The sequence below is a fragment of the Acidovorax sp. NPDC077693 genome (assembly GCF_044542805.1).
Classification (GTDB): Bacteria; Pseudomonadota; Gammaproteobacteria; order Burkholderiales; family Burkholderiaceae_C; genus Acidovorax.
Genome location: NZ_JBITVD010000017.1, coordinates 1 through 15,230, shown reverse-complemented (window position 1 = coordinate 15,230; position 15,230 = coordinate 1). Strand labels below are relative to the sequence as shown.

General features: G+C 67.4%; 12 protein-coding genes and 1 pseudogene. All 13 read left to right on the top strand.

The annotated features are described in order from the left end of the window. Nucleotides 1–79 precede the first annotated feature (79 nt). Nucleotides 80–970, top strand: coding sequence for an acetylglutamate kinase (argB, locus tag ACIGHN_RS21765; RefSeq protein ID WP_056164040.1), 891 nt, complete (start codon nt 80–82; stop codon nt 968–970). A gap of 57 nt (nt 971–1,027) precedes the next feature. Next, complete coding sequence (locus tag ACIGHN_RS21760; protein ID WP_056164036.1) at nt 1,028–1,720, top strand: response regulator transcription factor; 693 nt, start codon at nt 1,028–1,030, stop codon at nt 1,718–1,720. Between the two features lie 139 nt (nt 1,721–1,859). After that, nucleotides 1,860–3,311: an ATP-binding protein gene (locus ACIGHN_RS21755; RefSeq protein WP_396506156.1), complete on the top strand. Its 1,452-nt coding sequence runs from the start codon at nt 1,860–1,862 to the stop codon at nt 3,309–3,311. Nucleotides 3,312–3,531: 220 nt separating this feature from the next. After that, nucleotides 3,532–4,194, top strand: coding sequence for a nucleoid occlusion factor SlmA (gene slmA / locus ACIGHN_RS21750; protein WP_396506005.1), 663 nt, complete (start codon nt 3,532–3,534; stop codon nt 4,192–4,194). 300 nt (nt 4,195–4,494) lie between these two features. Next, entirely contained in the window at nt 4,495–5,247 is a 753-nt protein-coding gene (locus ACIGHN_RS21745) for a TetR/AcrR family transcriptional regulator (protein ID WP_396506003.1), read from the top strand. Nucleotides 5,248–5,252: 5 nt separating this feature from the next. After that, nucleotides 5,253–7,049 (top strand): acyl-CoA dehydrogenase C-terminal domain-containing protein, encoded by a 1,797-nt coding sequence (locus ACIGHN_RS21740; protein WP_056413892.1) that lies wholly within the window; start codon nt 5,253–5,255, stop codon nt 7,047–7,049. 59 nt (nt 7,050–7,108) lie between these two features. Continuing rightward, nucleotides 7,109–7,546 (top strand): DUF2147 domain-containing protein, encoded by a 438-nt coding sequence (locus tag ACIGHN_RS21735; RefSeq protein ID WP_056422334.1) that lies wholly within the window; start codon nt 7,109–7,111, stop codon nt 7,544–7,546. 116 nt (nt 7,547–7,662) lie between these two features. Next, a pseudogene (locus ACIGHN_RS21730) lies at nt 7,663–10,064 on the top strand (3-hydroxyacyl-CoA dehydrogenase NAD-binding domain-containing protein). An 11-nt stretch (nt 10,065–10,075) separates the two neighbouring features. Beyond that, the gene (locus tag ACIGHN_RS21725; protein ID WP_056164018.1) at nt 10,076–10,585 is read left to right on the top strand and encodes a DUF4442 domain-containing protein; all 510 of its coding nucleotides are present in this window, start codon (nt 10,076–10,078) and stop codon (nt 10,583–10,585) included. 15 nt (nt 10,586–10,600) lie between these two features. Next, entirely contained in the window at nt 10,601–11,800 is a 1,200-nt protein-coding gene (locus ACIGHN_RS21720; RefSeq protein WP_056413886.1) for an acetyl-CoA C-acyltransferase, read from the top strand. Between the two features lie 410 nt (nt 11,801–12,210). Then, nucleotides 12,211–13,137, top strand: coding sequence for an alpha/beta fold hydrolase (locus ACIGHN_RS21715; protein ID WP_396506000.1), 927 nt, complete (start codon nt 12,211–12,213; stop codon nt 13,135–13,137). Between the two features lie 27 nt (nt 13,138–13,164). Further along, nucleotides 13,165–14,094: an acyl-CoA thioesterase gene (locus ACIGHN_RS21710; RefSeq protein ID WP_396505999.1), complete on the top strand. Its 930-nt coding sequence runs from the start codon at nt 13,165–13,167 to the stop codon at nt 14,092–14,094. 7 nt (nt 14,095–14,101) lie between these two features. After that, nucleotides 14,102–14,878 (top strand): enoyl-CoA hydratase, encoded by a 777-nt coding sequence (locus ACIGHN_RS21705; protein ID WP_056164012.1) that lies wholly within the window; start codon nt 14,102–14,104, stop codon nt 14,876–14,878. Nucleotides 14,879–15,230 lie beyond the last annotated feature (352 nt).

Genomic DNA, 15,230 nt, shown 5'->3' with positions numbered 1-15,230 from the left:
CGCACTGCGGTAGCGGGCCGCGCCGCGAATGCGGCACAATTTGCGCTTCACATTTTCTTCTTGCGGATGGCACGCCTCCATGACCGACCTTCTTTCGATTGCTCCACGCGACAAGGCTGAAATCCTGGCCCAGGCGCTGCCTTACATCCGCAAGTTCCATGGCAAGACCATGGTCATCAAGTACGGCGGCAACGCCATGACCGACCCGGCCCTGCAGGCGGACTTCGCCGAAGACGTGGTGCTGCTCAAGCTCGTGGGCATGAACCCCGTGGTCGTGCACGGCGGCGGCCCGCAGATCGAGACGGCCCTGAACCGCCTGGGCAAAAAGGGCGAGTTCATCCAGGGCATGCGCGTGACCGATGCCGAGACCATGGAAGTGGTCGAGTGGGTGCTGGCCGGCGAGGTGCAGCAGGACATCGTGGGCCTGATCAACCAGGCCGGCGGCAAGGCCGTGGGCCTGACCGGGCGCGACGGCGGCATGATCCGCGCGCAAAAACTCAAGATGGTGGACAACAAGAACCCGGCCATCGAGCACGACGTGGGCCAGGTGGGGGACATCGTCTCCATCGACCCCAGCGTGGTCAAGGCGCTGCAGGACGACGCGTTCATTCCCGTCATCAGCCCCATCGGCTTCGGCGAGAACAACGAGAGCTACAACATCAACGCCGACGTGGTGGCCAGCAAGCTCGCCACCGTGCTGCAGGCTGAAAAGCTCATGCTCCTGACCAATACGCCCGGCGTGCTGGACAAGCAGGGCAACCTGCTGACCGACCTCACGGCGCGCGAGATCGACGCGCTGTTCGCGGACGGCACCATCTCGGGCGGCATGCTGCCCAAGATCGCCGGCGCGCTCGATGCCGCCAAGGCCGGCGTGCACGCCGTGCACATCATCGACGGCCGGGTCCCCCATGCCATGCTGCTGGAGATCCTCACGGATCAGGCCTACGGCACGATGATCCGCTCGCACTGAGGCCATGATGATGCCGGGCGGCGGTCATCTTCCGGTGGGCCACCAGGGAGCGCAGGCGTGAGGCTGCTGCTCGTCGAGGACGACGTCATGGTCGCCAGCGGCATCAAGCTGGGCCTGTCGGACGCAGGCTACGCGGTGGACTGGGTGGGCAGTGGCGAGCGCGCTGAAGAAGTGCTGCGCACCGAATCGTTCGACGCAGCCATCATCGACATCGGCCTGCCCGCCATGGACGGCCTGGAACTCACCCGCCGCCTGCGCCGCCCCGACATGGCCAGCCCGTCGATGCCGGTGCTGATCCTCACCGCGCGTGATGCCCTGCACGACCGCGTCCAGGGCCTGGACCTGGGGGCCGACGACTACATGGTCAAGCCCTTCGAGCTGCCCGAGCTGCTGGCCCGCCTGCGGGCCCTGCTGCGCCGCTCGCAGGCCGCCACCACGGCGGTGCTCAGCTTCGGCCCGCTCGAGCTCGACACCGCGGGCCGCCGCGCCACGGTGCGCGCGGGCGATGGCGATCTGGTCATCGAGCTCGGCCCCCGCGAGTGGACCGTGCTCGAATACCTGCTCATCAACGCCCCCAAGCCCGCCAGCAAGGACAAGCTGCTGCAGGCATTGACCGGCTGGGACAAGGAGATCACGCCCAACGCGGTGGAGGTCTACGTCTCCCGCCTGCGCGGCAAGCTGGAGCCGCACGGCGTGGCGCTGCGCTCGATCCGCGGGTTCGGCTACCGGCTGGAGCTGCAGGCGGCCTGACCGGCCCCCATCGGCCCACCAGACCCACGGCCAGTCCGTCCATCGGCCAGCCTGCCAGCCCGTCCATCTGCCGTCTGCTCCCGCCATGACGCCGACACCACCCCGGTCCACCCCTTCGCAGCGGCCCGGCCTGCGCGCCATGACCTCGGACCTGCGCAACCGGCTGCTGCTGCTGCTGGTGCTGCCGCTGTGCCTGCTGGCCATGGCCGGCGTGTGGCTGGACTACCGCTCGGCCGACGATGCCGCCAACCGGCACGACCAGCGCCTGCTGCGCCTGCTGCCCGCGCTGTCCGACTCGGTGCTGGCCCCGGCCATCCGCGACAACGAACCGCCCCTGCTGCTGCTCGCGCCGCCGGTAGAGGACTTCCTGCGCCAGAACGCCGGCTTCTCGGGCTACAGCGTGCGCGATCCGTCGGGCAAGCTTTTGCTGGGCGACGACTGGGTGCACAGCGCCGTGCCCACCACGCAGGCGCCCGAGTTCCACAGCGTGGAATTCGGCGGCGTGACCTACCGCGTGGCCGTGCAGCGCGGGCGCACCGGCGCGGGCGAGCTGGTGGTGGCCCTGGCCGACGGCTCCGACCCACGCCAGCAGTGGGCCCAGCAATTGCTGCTGCGCGTCCTGCTGCCCAACCTGGTGCTGGTGGCCGCGGCGGCGCTGGCCATCCACTGGGCCGTGGGCCGCGCCTTCAAGCCGCTGGTGGACCTGGCCGAAGCGGTGGAGGACCGCTCCCCCCGCGACCTGAGCCCCATCGACGAAGCCGCGTCCCCGGCCGAAGTGCGCCCGCTCGTGCACTCGCTCAACCGGCTGTTCGCGCTGGTCAACGCCCAGGCCGAAGGGCAGCGCCGCTTCGTGGCCGACGCGGCGCACCAGCTGCGCACGCCCCTGGCCGGCCTGCAGGCCCAGGTGGAGGCCTGGGCCATGATGGCCAAGGCGGCAGCGCCGCCGCGCGTCTCGCTGCCGGATTTGGATGGAAAAACGGCGCTACCGCACGATGGGCGGGCGCAAGGCGCTATTGTTTTAGGAGTAGACCAGATCGAGAAGCTGCGCAACGCCACGCGCCGCACCTCGCAGTTGGCGCACCAGCTGCTCGCCCTGTCGCGGGCCGATGCGCGCAGCCTGGACGCCCAGCAGACGCAGCGGGTGGACCTGAAAGACCTGTGCGAAACCCTGCTCGAAACCTTTCTCGACCCCGCCACGGGCAAGGGCCTGGACCTGGGCCTGGAGGTGCAGCCGGTGCACGTCACCGGCCACGGCTGGCTGCTGCGCGAGCTCTTGTCCAACCTGGTGGACAACGCCATCAAGTACACGCCCGCGGGCGGCATCGCGACCATCCGCTGCGGCATGCGCCAGGGGCGCACCGGGCCGCCCCGCGTGTTCCTGGAGGTCGAGGACGACGGCCCCGGCGTGCCCGAGGCCGAGCGTGCCCGCGTCATGCAGCGCTTTTACCGCGTGCCCGGCACGGTGGGGGAGGGCACGGGCCTGGGGCTGGCCATCGCGGACGAGATCGCCCGCGTACACCGCGCCTCCCTCACGCTGGGCACGGGTGCGCAAGGCCACGGACTGCTCGTCACGGTGGTGTTCCCGCTGTAGCCACGGCAGGCAGTCCGGGGTGCAAAGCCCTGTGCGAGAATCATTTACATACAAGATTGACTTGTGCAAACATGGCGCCGGCCCTCGCTGGCGCCATGTGGGGCGGCACCACTGCCCCGACGCTTGCACAAGCCCTGTGGATCCCTGTCCTGCTGCCCACCCGCGATGCCCACGGCATGGCGGCTGGTGACGCAGGGCCCTACCTGAGCGCCTGCCCCGCATGTCCGAACTCTCGCCCCTGCCCGAGCCAGTCTCCACCGACGACGCGGAGGCTGCCCCCGCGGCGCGCAAGCGCCCCAAGCCGGGCGAGCGCCGCGTGCAGATCCTGCAGGCGCTGGCCGCCATGCTGGAGCAGCCGGGCGCGGAGCGCATCACCACTGCCGCCCTGGCCGCCCGCCTGTCGGTGAGCGAGGCCGCGCTGTACCGCCACTTCGCCAGCAAGGCGCAGATGTTCGAGGGGCTCATCGACTTCATCGAGCAGACCGTGTTCACCCTGGTGACGCAGATCACCGGCCGCGAGGTGCCCGACCCCGAGCAGTCGCCCGAAGTCGGCGCACGCCAGGCGGCGCGCATCGTGGGCCTGCTGCTGCAGTTCGGCGAGCGCAACCCTGGCATGGTGCGCGTGATGGTGGGCGACGCCCTGGTGTTCGAGCACGAGCGCCTGCAGCAGCGCATGAACCAGTTCTTCGACCGCATCGAATCCACCCTGCGCCAGTGCCTGCGGCCCACGACTGCAGGGTCGTCCACGCCCACGGTGGATGCGCAGGTGGCCGCCAGCGTGCTCACCGCCTTTGCCGTGGGGCGCCTGCAGCGCTACGCGCGCTCGGGCTTCAAGCGCCTGCCGTCGGAGCACCTGGAAGCCAGCCTGGCGCTCATCCTGTAAGGCGGGCCCGGCTACCCGGCTACCCGGCTACCCGGCTACCCGGCTGTCAGGGCGAAGCGGCGGGCGCTGCCGGCGGCGATGCCAGCACGAGGGCATGGGCAGCCAAGCGGTTGAGCCAACGACAGGATCTGTCAGAAGGCTCGATGGTCCAGAGCAGAAGAGCAGGGCAGCGCGCCCCCGCCTTGCGGGTGGCGCCCCTGCAACGCCCGTTTGGGTACCCCTCCCTATTTTTTCCAGGGGTTTTGGCGGTGCCCTGAAATTGCTGCAGAATAGAACGAACGTTCGTTTTTATTTGCCAGCATGCCCGCCACCTCCGAATCCAGCCAGGCCACCCGCAGCCCGCGTGCCCGCAGCAGCACCGGCCGTGCCCTGCAAAAGGGCCAGCAAACCAAGGCGGCCATCGTCGAGGCGGCGCTGGGCCTGGCCACGCACATCGGGCTGGAGGGCCTGTCCATCGGGGCCCTGGCCGACGTCACGGGCATGAGCAAGTCCGGCGTGTTCGCCCATTTTGGCTCACGCGAAGAGCTGCAGATCTCGGTGATCCGCGAATACCACACCCGCTTCGAGCAGGAAGTGTTCTACCCCGCCATGTCCGCCGAGCGCGGCGTGGCGCGCCTGTCGGCCCTGTTCGACAACTGGATGAAGCGCACCTCCATCGAAATCGACTCGGGCTGCATCTACATCAGCGGCGCGGTCGAGTTCGACGACCGCACCGGCCCCGTGCGCGACGCGCTGGCCAGCTCGGTGCTGACCTGGCACGCCGCCATGCGCCGCGCCATCGAGCAGTGCAAGGGCCTGGGCGAATTGCGCGTGGATACCGATGCCGAGCAGATGCTGTTCGAGATCCACGGCCTCATCCTCGCGCTGCACTACGAAGCGCGCTTCCTGCAGACCCCCGGCTCCATGGGCCGGGCGGTGCAGGGCTTTCACAACATCCTGGCGCGCTACAGCAGCGCCCCGTCCCCTTCGCCGGCCGCCGCCGCGCCTGCAGCCACCCCTGCCGCCGCCAAGCGCCGCAAAGTTTCCAACCAAACCACCACATCCAAGGAGTAAACCCCATGCCTATCTACACGCCGCCACTGCGCGACATGCAATTCGTCATGCACGAAGTGCTCAAGGTCAGTGATGAATTCAAGGCAATGCCACCCCATGCCGAGGTGGATGTGGACACCATCAACGCCGTGATCGAAGAAGCCGGCAAGTTCGCCGCCGAAGTGACCTTCCCGCTCAACATCAGCGGCGACACCGAAGGCTGCGTGCTCGACAAGGCCACGCACGAGGTCAAGCCCCCGTCGGGCTTCAAGGACGCCTACGCCAAGTACGTCGAAGGCGGCTGGGCGGCGCTGTCGTGCGACCCCGCCTATGGCGGCCAGGGCCTGCCCTTCGTGCTGAACCAGTGCCTGTACGAAATGATGAACTCGGCCAACCAGGCCTGGACCATGTACCCCGGCCTGTCGCACGGTGCGTACGAAGCCCTGCACGCCCACGGCACCGAAGAGCAAAAGGCCCTGTACCTGCCCAAGCTGACCAGCGGCGAGTGGACCGGCACCATGTGCCTGACCGAACCCCATTGCGGCACCGACCTGGGCCTGTTGCGCACCAAGGCCGAGCCCCAGGCCGACGGCACCTACAAGATCACCGGCAACAAGATCTTCATCAGCGCCGGCGAACACGACATGACCGCCAACATCGTGCACCTGGTGCTGGCCCGCCTGCCCGATGCGCCCAAGGGCAGCAAGGGCATCAGCCTGTTCGTCGTGCCCAAGTTCAACATCAATGCCGACGGCTCGCTGGGCGACCGCAACCCCATCTACTGCACGGGCCTGGAGCACAAGATGGGCATCCACGGCAACGCCACCGCGCAGATCGCCATCGACGGCGCCATCGGCACCATGGTGGGCCAGCCCAACAAGGGCCTCGCTGCCATGTTCGTGATGATGAACGCCGCCCGCCTGGGCGTGGGCAACCAGTCGCTGGGCCTGACCGAAGTGGCCTACCAGAACGCGCTGGCCTACGCCAAGGACCGCATCCAGATGCGCAGCCTTTCGGGCGTGAAGGCCAAGGACAAGGACGCCGACCCCATCATCGTGCACCCCGACGTGCGCAAGATGCTGCTCACCGCCAAGGCCTACGCCGAAGGCGGCCGCGCGCTGCAGATCTTCTGCACGCTGCTGCTGGACAAGGTGCACAGCCACCCCGATGAAAAGGTGCGTGCCGAATCCGAAGAGATGGTGGCGCTGCTCACCCCCATCGTGAAGGCCTTCATCACCGACAACGGCCACATCAGCACCAACGCGTGCATGCAGGTCTTCGGCGGCCACGGCTTCATCAAGGAATGGGGCATGGAGCAGTACGTGCGCGACAACCGCATCAACATGATCTATGAAGGCACCAACACCATCCAGTCGCTGGACCTGCTGGGCCGCAAGATCCTGGGCAACAACGGCGCCACGCTCAAGAAGCTGGGCAAGCTGATCGGCAAGTTGGTGGAAGAAGAAGGCGTGAACGAGAAGATGGCCGAGTTCATCAACCCCGTGGCCATGCTGGGCGACCAGATGACCAAGTTCACCACCGAGATCGGCTTCAAGGGCATGCAGAACCCCGACGAAGTGGGCGCCGCCGCCGTGGACTACCTGCGCGTGGCCGGCCACCTGGTGTTCGGTTACCTGTTCGCCCGCATGGCCCAGGTCGCGCTGCGCGAGATCGCCGCCGGCAACACCGACCCCTTCTACGGCGCCAAGCTGCAGACGGCCCGCTTCTACTTCGCCAAGCTCTTCCCCGAGACCGCGACGCTGATGCGCACCGCCCGCGCTGGCAGCAAGGTGCTGATGGACACGGACCTGGCCCTGGCCTGATCTCCCCAGTCACCACACCGTTCCCTGCGGATCTTCAGCCTTTTTGCCACGGAGCGCTTATGTATAAAGCGGTAGCAGCTATTATTTTGGTAGCGGGTGCCTTGCCGGCCTGGGCGCAGATGACGCCCGAAGGCCTGTGGCGCAACATCGACGACAAGACCGGTGAAGCCAAGGCCGAGATCCGCATCCGCGACATCGGCGGCGGCGTGCTGAACGGGGCGCTGGAAAAGCGCCTCACCAAGGACGCCAAGCCTGACGACGTCTGCGACGAATGCTCGGACGACCGCAAGGGCAAGCCCATCCTGGGGCTCGAGATCATCCGCGGCGCCAAGAAGGCCGACGGCAAGGAAGTGTGGGAGGGCGGCAAGATCCTCGACCCCGAGAACGGCCGCAACTACACCCTGCGCATGACGCCCATCGAGGGCGGCAAGAAGCTCGAAGTGCGCGGCTCCATCGGCCCCTTCGGCCGCTCGCAGACCTGGATCCGGGTCCAGTAAGCGCCAACCCCTATCAACACTCCGTTCGCCCTGAGCTTGGCCCCAGGGCCTGGTGGCCACCTCCCCGCCAAGGCTTCGACAGGCTCAGCCCGAACGGTTTTGAAATGACACAAACCATGTCCAGATTCCAAGTGAAAAAAGTCGCCGTGCTCGGCGCAGGCGTGATGGGCGCGCAGATCGCTGCGCACCTGGTCAACGTCAAGGTGCCGGTGGTGCTGTTCGACCTGCCCGCCAAGGAAGGCCCGAAGAACGGCATCGTCACCAAGGCCGTCGAAGGCCTCAAGAAGCTCAAGCCAGCGCCCCTGGGCGTGGCCGACGACGCGGCGCTGATCCAGCAGGCCAACTACGAAGAGCACCTGCACCTGCTCAAGGAATGCGACCTCGTGATCGAGGCGATTGCCGAGCGCATGGACTGGAAGCTCGACCTGTACACCAAGATCGCGCCCCACGTGGCCAAGCACGCCATCCTGGCGTCCAACACCTCGGCCTGTCGATCACCAAGCTGTCTGAAGTGCTGCCCGAGAGCATCAAGCCGCGCTTTTGCGGCATCCACTTCTTCAACCCCCCGCGCTACATGACGCTGGTGGAGCTGATCAACACCCCCACCACCCAGCCCGAAGTCCTCGACCAGCTCGAAGCCTTTGTCACCAGCGGCCTGGGCAAGGGCGTGGTGCGCGCGCACGACACCCCCAACTTCGTGGCCAACCGCGTGGGCATCGCCGGCATGCTGGCCACCATGAAAGAGGTCGAGAACTTCGGCCTGACTTTCGACGTGGTGGACGACCTCACGGGCAAGAAGCTCGGCCGCGCATCGAGCGGCACCTTCCGCACCGCCGACGTGGTGGGCCTCGATACCATGGCCCACGTGATCAAGACGCTGCAGGACAACCTGAGCATCGAGACCGATCCGTTCTACGAAAGCTTTGGCACGCCCGCCGTGCTCAAGAAGCTGATGGAACTGGGCCACCTCGGCCAGAAGGCCAAGGCCGGTTTCTACAAGAAGGTCGGCCGCGACGTGATGCGCTTCGATCTGGAAGCCGAAGAGTACGTGCCCGGCGGCCAGAAGGCCGACGAGGTGTACAGCCGCATGCTCAAGAAGCCGGCGGCCGAGCGCCTGAAGCTCTTGCGCAACGCAGAAGGCGCACCCGGCCAGTTCCTGTGGGCCATCCTGCGCAACGGCTTTCACTACGCCGCCGTGCACCTGGGCACCATTGCCGACAACGCACGCGACGTGGACCAGGCCATGCGCTGGGGCTTCGGCATGAAGCAGGGCCCCTTCGAGCTCTGGCAAGAGGCCGGCTGGCTCGAGGTGGCGAAGATGATCCAGGAAGACATCGACGCCGGCAAGGCGCTGTCCAAGGCGCCGCTGCCCGAGTGGGTCTTCAAGGGCCCCGTGGCCGAAGCCGGTGGCGTGCACACCGCGCAAGGCTCGTGGAGCGCATCGCAAAGCAAGTTCGTGCCCCGCCGCCAGCTGCCCGTGTACGAGCGCCAGATCTTCCCCGAGACGCTGCTGGGCGAGACCAACCTGCCCGACTGGCGCACCGCCGGCACGACCATTGCCGAATCGAAAGCCCTGCGCACCTGGACGCTCGACGGCCAGATACTGATCGCCAGCATCAAGAACAAGATGCACGCCATCAGCCCCGAAGTGATGGAAGCCCTGACCGAAGCCGTGGAGCTGGCCGAGGCCGAATACCAAGGCATGGTCATCTGGTCCGGCGACGCCCCGTTCAGCGTGGGCGCGGACCTGGAAGCCACCATGCCCGCCTTCATGGTCGGCGGTGCCGATGCGGTCGAAAGCATCGAGCAGGAACTGCAGAACCTGATGCTGCGCATCCGCTACGCGCAGGTGCCCGTCGTCGCTGCCATCCACGGCATGGCGCTGGGTGGCGGCTGCGAGCTGGCTGTGTACTCCGCCAAGCGCGTGGCCCACATGGAAAGCTATATCGGCCTGGTGGAAGTCGGCGTGGGCCTGGTGCCCGGCGCGGGCGGCCTGACCTACATCGCGCGCCGCGCCGCCGAGAACATGGCGGCCTCTACCGGCAAGGACATCCTGCCCTTCCTGACCGAAGGCTTCACCGCCGCCGCGATGGCCAAGGTGGGCACCAGCGCGCTCGAATCGCGCAAGCTCGGCTACCTGCTGGAGTCCGACATCATCGTCCCGCACAAGGACGAACTGCTGTTCGTGGCCGTCAACGAAGCCAAGTCCATGGCCGCCAGCGGCTGGCGCGCCCCGCACAAGCGCCTGTTCCCCGTGGCGGGCCGCAGCGGCCTGGCCACCATCAAGGCGCAGCTCGTGAACATGCGCGACGGCGGCTTCATCAGCGCCTACGACTTCAAGGTCAGCACCATGATCGCCGAGGTGGTCTGTGGCGGCGACGTGGATGCCGGTGCCCTGGTGAGCGAGGAATACTTGCTCACGCTGGAGCGCAAGGCGTTCTGCCACCTGATCGCCCAGCCCAAGACGCACGAGCGCATCCTGGGCATGCTCTCGACAGGCAAGCCTGTTCGCAACTGACCGCCATCACCATGACGGACCACGCCCCCAACAAACTCCAGCGCTCGCTGATGCGCCTGGACGAGGCACCCGCCTTCATGCGCGGCTTCGTGCAGAACATCATCCTGCGCCGGGCCGTGCCCTTCACCGGCACGGCCGGGGTGAAGTTCGTGTCGCTCACGCCCGAGCGTGTGGAAGTGCGCCTTGCCAATGAGCACCGCGTGCAGAACCACATCGGCGGCGTGCACGCCTCGGCCATGAACCTGCTGGCCGAGACGGCCACGGGCATGGTGGTCGGCATGAACGTGCGCGACGACTGCATCCCGCTGGCCAAGGAGCTGTCCATGGCGTTCAAGAAGCGCGCCACGGGCGGCCTCAAAGCCGTGGCCACGCTGACCGCCGAGCAGCGCGCCGCCATGCAGGCCAGCGACAAGGGCGAGGTGCAGGTCGCGGTCACCGTGACCGACGACGCCGGCGTGGAGCCGGTCGAATGTGTATTTACGTGGGCCTGGATTCCTTCCAGCCGCCCCGCCAAGCATTGAAGGAGTTTCAACACCATGGCTCAAAAACAAGTCCAGGACGCCTACATCGTCGCTGCCACGCGCACCCCCATCGGGCGCTCGGGCCGCGGCTATTTCAAGAACACCCGCCCCGATGACCTGCTGGTCGCCGCCATCAAGAGCGCGATGACCCAGGTCCCCACGCTGGACCCCAAGGCGATCGAGGACGCCATCATCGGCTGCTCCTTTCCCGAAGGCGAGCAGGGCATGAACATGGCCCGCATCGCCGTGGGCCTGGCGTTCGACCACCCCGTGGGCGGCGTGACCGTGAACCGTTTTTGCGCATCGGGCATCACCGCGCTGCAGATGGCCGCCGACCGCATCCGCGTGGGCGAGGCCGACGTGCTGATCGCCGGCGGCGCCGAGTCCATGAGCCTCGTGCCCATGGGCGGCAACAAGCCATCGTTCAACGCCGAGATCTTTGCGCGCGACGAGAACGTGGGCATCGCCTACGGCATGGGCCTCACGGCCGAGAAGGTCGCGCAGCAGTGGAAGATCAGCCGCGAGGCACAGGATGCCTTCGCGCTCGAATCCCACCTGCGCGCCATCAAGGCGCAAAAGGCCGGTGAGTTCACCGACGAAATCACGCCCTTCGAGGTCGTGGAGCGTTCGCCCAACCTGGCCACTGGCGAAGTGGTGGAAAAGCGCCGCACCGTGAGCCTGGACGAAGGCCCGCGCCCCGACACCTCCCTCGAAGGACTGGCCAAGCTCAGGCCCGTGTTCGCCGCACGCGGCAGCGTCACGGCAGGCAACAGCTCGCAGACCAGCGACGGCGCCGGTGCGCTCATCGTGGCCAGCGAAAAGGCGGTCAAGCAATTCGGCCTCACGCCCCTGGCCCGCTTCGTGAGCTACGCCGCCCGCGGCGTGCCGCCCGAAATCATGGGCATCGGCCCCATCGAGGCGATTCCTGCGGCGCTGCGGTATGCGGGCTTGAAGCATGAAGACATCGGCTGGTTCGAACTGAACGAAGCCTTTGCGGCGCAGTCGCTCGCGGTGATCAACACGCTGGGGCTGGACCCGAGCCGCGTGAACCCGATGGGCGGCGCGATTGCGCTGGGCCACCCTCTGGGCGCCACGGGCGCGATCCGCGCGGCGACGGTGGTGCATGCGCTGCGCAGGCACAAGCTGAAGTACGGCATGGTCACCATGTGCGTAGGGACAGGACAAGGCGCCGCCGGCATCATCGAGGCGTTGTAGGGGGTTGGCTACTGCGCGGGTCATCTGCGTCGTTGGGCGGTGCTCGGAATCCTCACGTACTTCAAGTACGTTCCGGTTCCTGTGCTCCGTCCGCCTAGCAGCTGATCCCGCTCGCTACGCCCTGGAGGGCGGGGTGGGAAGTCAAGGGGCACGGGGCAGGAAGATTTTGGATGGTCTCATCTCGACCTCGACCGGGACCGTGACCGAGAACCTGACCCGCCCCCGCCCGTTCGGGCTGAGCCTGTCGAAGCCAGTCCACGAGTCCCACCCGTTCGGGCTGAGCTTGTCGAAGCCTGGGCACCGGACCCCCACCCGTTCGGGCCGAGCCTGTCGAAGCCAGTGCCCAGCCCTCAGCGATAGTTTCTTTTCTTCAAGCCGGCGCAGATCGGTTTCGAAACAAGGAGACAGACATGATCAACAAGCAAACCTTGCAGGCCAGCCAAGGTGCCGTGCCGCTGGCACTGCGCGTCTATGAGCCCGAGGGCGCACCGCCGCGCGCCAGCGTCGTGATCGGTGGGGCGATGGGGGTGCGGCAGTCGTTCTATGAAGGCTTTGCGCTGTGGTTGTCGCAGCAGGGGTTTCGGGTCACCACGTTCGACTATCGGGGGCATGGCGATTCGCTGCAGGGCGCCATGCGCGATGTGAAGGCCGACCTGTTCGATTGGGCGCAGGACTACGAGGCCGTGATCTCTGCGGCCAAGGCTGCGCTGCCCGCGCAGCCGTTGTACCTGCTGGGCCACAGCCTGGGCGCGCAGTTGCCGGGGCTGCTCCAGAAGCCCGAGCAGGTGGCGGGCCTGCTCAGCGTGGCTGCGGGCAGCGGCTACTGGCGCGACAACGCACCGCAGCTCAAGCGCATCGTTCCATATTTCTGGTGGGTGCTGGTGCCCCTGGCCACGCGGCTGTGCGGGTACTTTCCGGGGCGCACGCTCAAGAAGGTGGGCGACCTGCCAGCGGGCGTGATCCTGCAGTGGCGGCGCTGGTGCCTGCACCCGGCCTACAGCGTGGGCGCCGAAGGGCCCGCGGTGGCGCAAAGCTATGGCGCGGTGCGCTTTCCGGTGCTGGCCCTGTCGATGGCCGACGACGAGCTGATGACGCTGCGCGGCACGCACAACCTCGTCAACCTGTACGCCAACACCGAGCGCCGCGTGGAGAGCATTACGCCCTCCGATGTGCAGGTGCGGCGCATCGGGCACTTCGGGTTCTTCCGCGACCAGTTCCGCCAGAGCCTGTGGCCGCGCGCTGCCGCTGCATTCTCGGCACTGGGTGGGGCGGCGGGCGGGCCTTTGGGCGGAGAGGCCGCAGCTGCTGCTGCGGCAGTCGCCGGCACGACGATCTGAGTCTTCATTTGGCGGCACACTCGCAGCATGACTTCCGCATCCACATCCCTACCGCACCCGCTGGACGAAGCGCTGCAGCTGCGGCGCGCAGCCGATGCGCCGCCCCAGCCTGTGTCGTCTTCCCCTTCGCCTTCGTCATCGTCTTCGTCGGCATCCGAATCTGCCGCGGCGGCGATCGCTGCCGGCCAGTACGAAGGCACGACGCACCCGGGCTACTGGAACATGGTGGGCCCGTTCGGCGGGATCACCGCGGCCACGCTGCTGCAGGCCATCCTGCAGCACCCCCAGCGCCTGGGTGATCCGCTGTCGCTCACCGTCAACTACGCAGGGGCCTTGACGGCCGGCGCGTTCACCGTGCAGGCCGTGCCGGTGCGCACCAACCGCTCCACGCAGCACTGGACGCTGTCCATCCTGCAGCCCGACGCCGACGGCGCCCCGGTGGTCGCCACCACGGCCACCGCCGTCACGGCCGTGCGCCGCGAGACCTGGAGCGTGGGCGACGTGCCCATGCCCGAGGTGCCCCGGCCCACCGACCACCAGGCCATCGTCGCGCCGCCGGGCGCTGTGGAATGGCTCAACCGTTATGAGATGCGCCCCATCACCGGCTTCATCCCGCGCACCTGGGACGGCAGCGGCGACCACAGCCTGACGCAGCTGTGGATGCGCGATGCGCCCCCGCGCGCCCTCGACTTCTGCGCACTGGCCGCGCTGGCCGATGTGTTCTTCCCCCGCGTGTGGTTGCGCCGTGCGCGCCAGGTGCCTGCGGGCACCGTGTCCATCACCGTGTACTTCCATGCCACGGCCGAACAACTGCAGGCCACGGGCACCGGCTTTTTGCTCGGCCAGGCGCGCGGGCAGGAGTTTCGCAACGGCTTCTTCGACCAGACCGTGCAGCTGTGGAACGAGGCCGGCACCATGCTGGCCACCAGCCACCAGATCGTTTACTACAAGGAATAAGAGCACCATGAGCACTGCGACCCCCGACATCCTCGCCCACACCGAAGCCGGTGTGACCACCATCACTTTCAACCGCGTGGACAAGAAGAACTCCATCACGCGCGACATGTACGCCGCCATGGCGGACGCGCTGGACGCCGCCCAGGCCGACGCCAGCGTGCGCGTGGTGGTGTTCCAGGGCGACGTGGCGATCTTCAGCGCGGGCAACGACATCGGCGACTTTCTGCAGCAGCCCCCGGCCACGCAGGACTCGCCCGTGTTCCGTTTTCTGCGCGGCATCGCGTCCTTTCCCAAGCCCGTGATCGCCTCCGTCTGCGGCCCGGCCGTGGGCATCGGCACGACGATGCTGTTCCATTGCGACCTGGTCTATGCGGGCGACAACGCGGCGTTCTCCATGCCGTTCGTCAACCTGGGCCTGTGCCCCGAGGCCGCATCGAGCCTGCTGGTGCCGCAGATGCTGGGGTATCACCGTGCGGCTGAAGCGCTGCTGTTGGGCGAGCCTTTCATGGCCGAGGCTGCGCTCGAGGTGGGGCTGGTGAACCGCGTGGTGCCGCCCACCGAGTGCAATGGGGTGGCGCAGGCGCAGGCGCGCAAGTTGGCGGCCAAGCCGTTGTCTTCGTTGATCGAGACGAAGCGGTTGATGAAGGGTGGGCAGACGGCGAAGGTACTGGAGGTGATGGCTGAGGAAGGTGAGAGCTTTGGGCGCATGCTGCGTGAGCCGGCGGCGCGGGAGGCGTTTTCTGCGTTTATGGAGAAGCGCAAGCCTGATTTCAGCGCGGTCTGATGTGGGGGGAAACCTGGGTCTGTCGCACCCCAGGCCGTTCGGGCTGAGCTTGTCGAAGCCGTTGTCCGTCATCACTGTCCGTTCGGGTTGAGCTTGTCGAAACCTGGGCGCTGCTCGCGAGCTCGCTGATGAGGCGGCGTGCCTGTGTTGAGGGCGGGGGCCGGGGTGCGCGCCCGGCGGCGCGGTAACTTTCTCTTGGTTCGCCAAGAGAAAGTCACCAAAGAGAAGGCGACCCCAAGTCTGCGACCCCTTCGCGGTGCGAAGGGGCAAACCTGCGTCGGGGCGGTTGCGGGGTGCGCCGTGGAACTCACTGCGCGCTGCGCGCTACGTTCAGACAACCACGGCGAGCTAG

Excerpts from the sequence above, each read along its gene's own strand:
- argB (WP_056164040.1), top strand. The coding sequence starts at position 80 with ATGACCGACCTTCTTTCGATTGCTCCACGCGACAAGGCTGAAATCCTG.
- ACIGHN_RS21755 (WP_396506156.1), top strand. The coding sequence starts at position 1,860 with ATGACCTCGGACCTGCGCAACCGGCTGCTGCTGCTGCTGGTGCTGCCG.
- slmA (WP_396506005.1), top strand. The coding sequence starts at position 3,532 with ATGTCCGAACTCTCGCCCCTGCCCGAGCCAGTCTCCACCGACGACGCG.
- ACIGHN_RS21745 (WP_396506003.1), top strand. The coding sequence starts at position 4,495 with ATGCCCGCCACCTCCGAATCCAGCCAGGCCACCCGCAGCCCGCGTGCC.
- ACIGHN_RS21740 (WP_056413892.1), top strand. The coding sequence starts at position 5,253 with ATGCCTATCTACACGCCGCCACTGCGCGACATGCAATTCGTCATGCAC.
- ACIGHN_RS21735 (WP_056422334.1), top strand. The coding sequence starts at position 7,109 with ATGTATAAAGCGGTAGCAGCTATTATTTTGGTAGCGGGTGCCTTGCCG.
- ACIGHN_RS21725 (WP_056164018.1), top strand. The coding sequence starts at position 10,076 with ATGACGGACCACGCCCCCAACAAACTCCAGCGCTCGCTGATGCGCCTG.
- ACIGHN_RS21720 (WP_056413886.1), top strand. The coding sequence starts at position 10,601 with ATGGCTCAAAAACAAGTCCAGGACGCCTACATCGTCGCTGCCACGCGC.
- ACIGHN_RS21715 (WP_396506000.1), top strand. The coding sequence starts at position 12,211 with ATGATCAACAAGCAAACCTTGCAGGCCAGCCAAGGTGCCGTGCCGCTG.
- ACIGHN_RS21710 (WP_396505999.1), top strand. The coding sequence starts at position 13,165 with ATGACTTCCGCATCCACATCCCTACCGCACCCGCTGGACGAAGCGCTG.
- ACIGHN_RS21705 (WP_056164012.1), top strand. The coding sequence starts at position 14,102 with ATGAGCACTGCGACCCCCGACATCCTCGCCCACACCGAAGCCGGTGTG.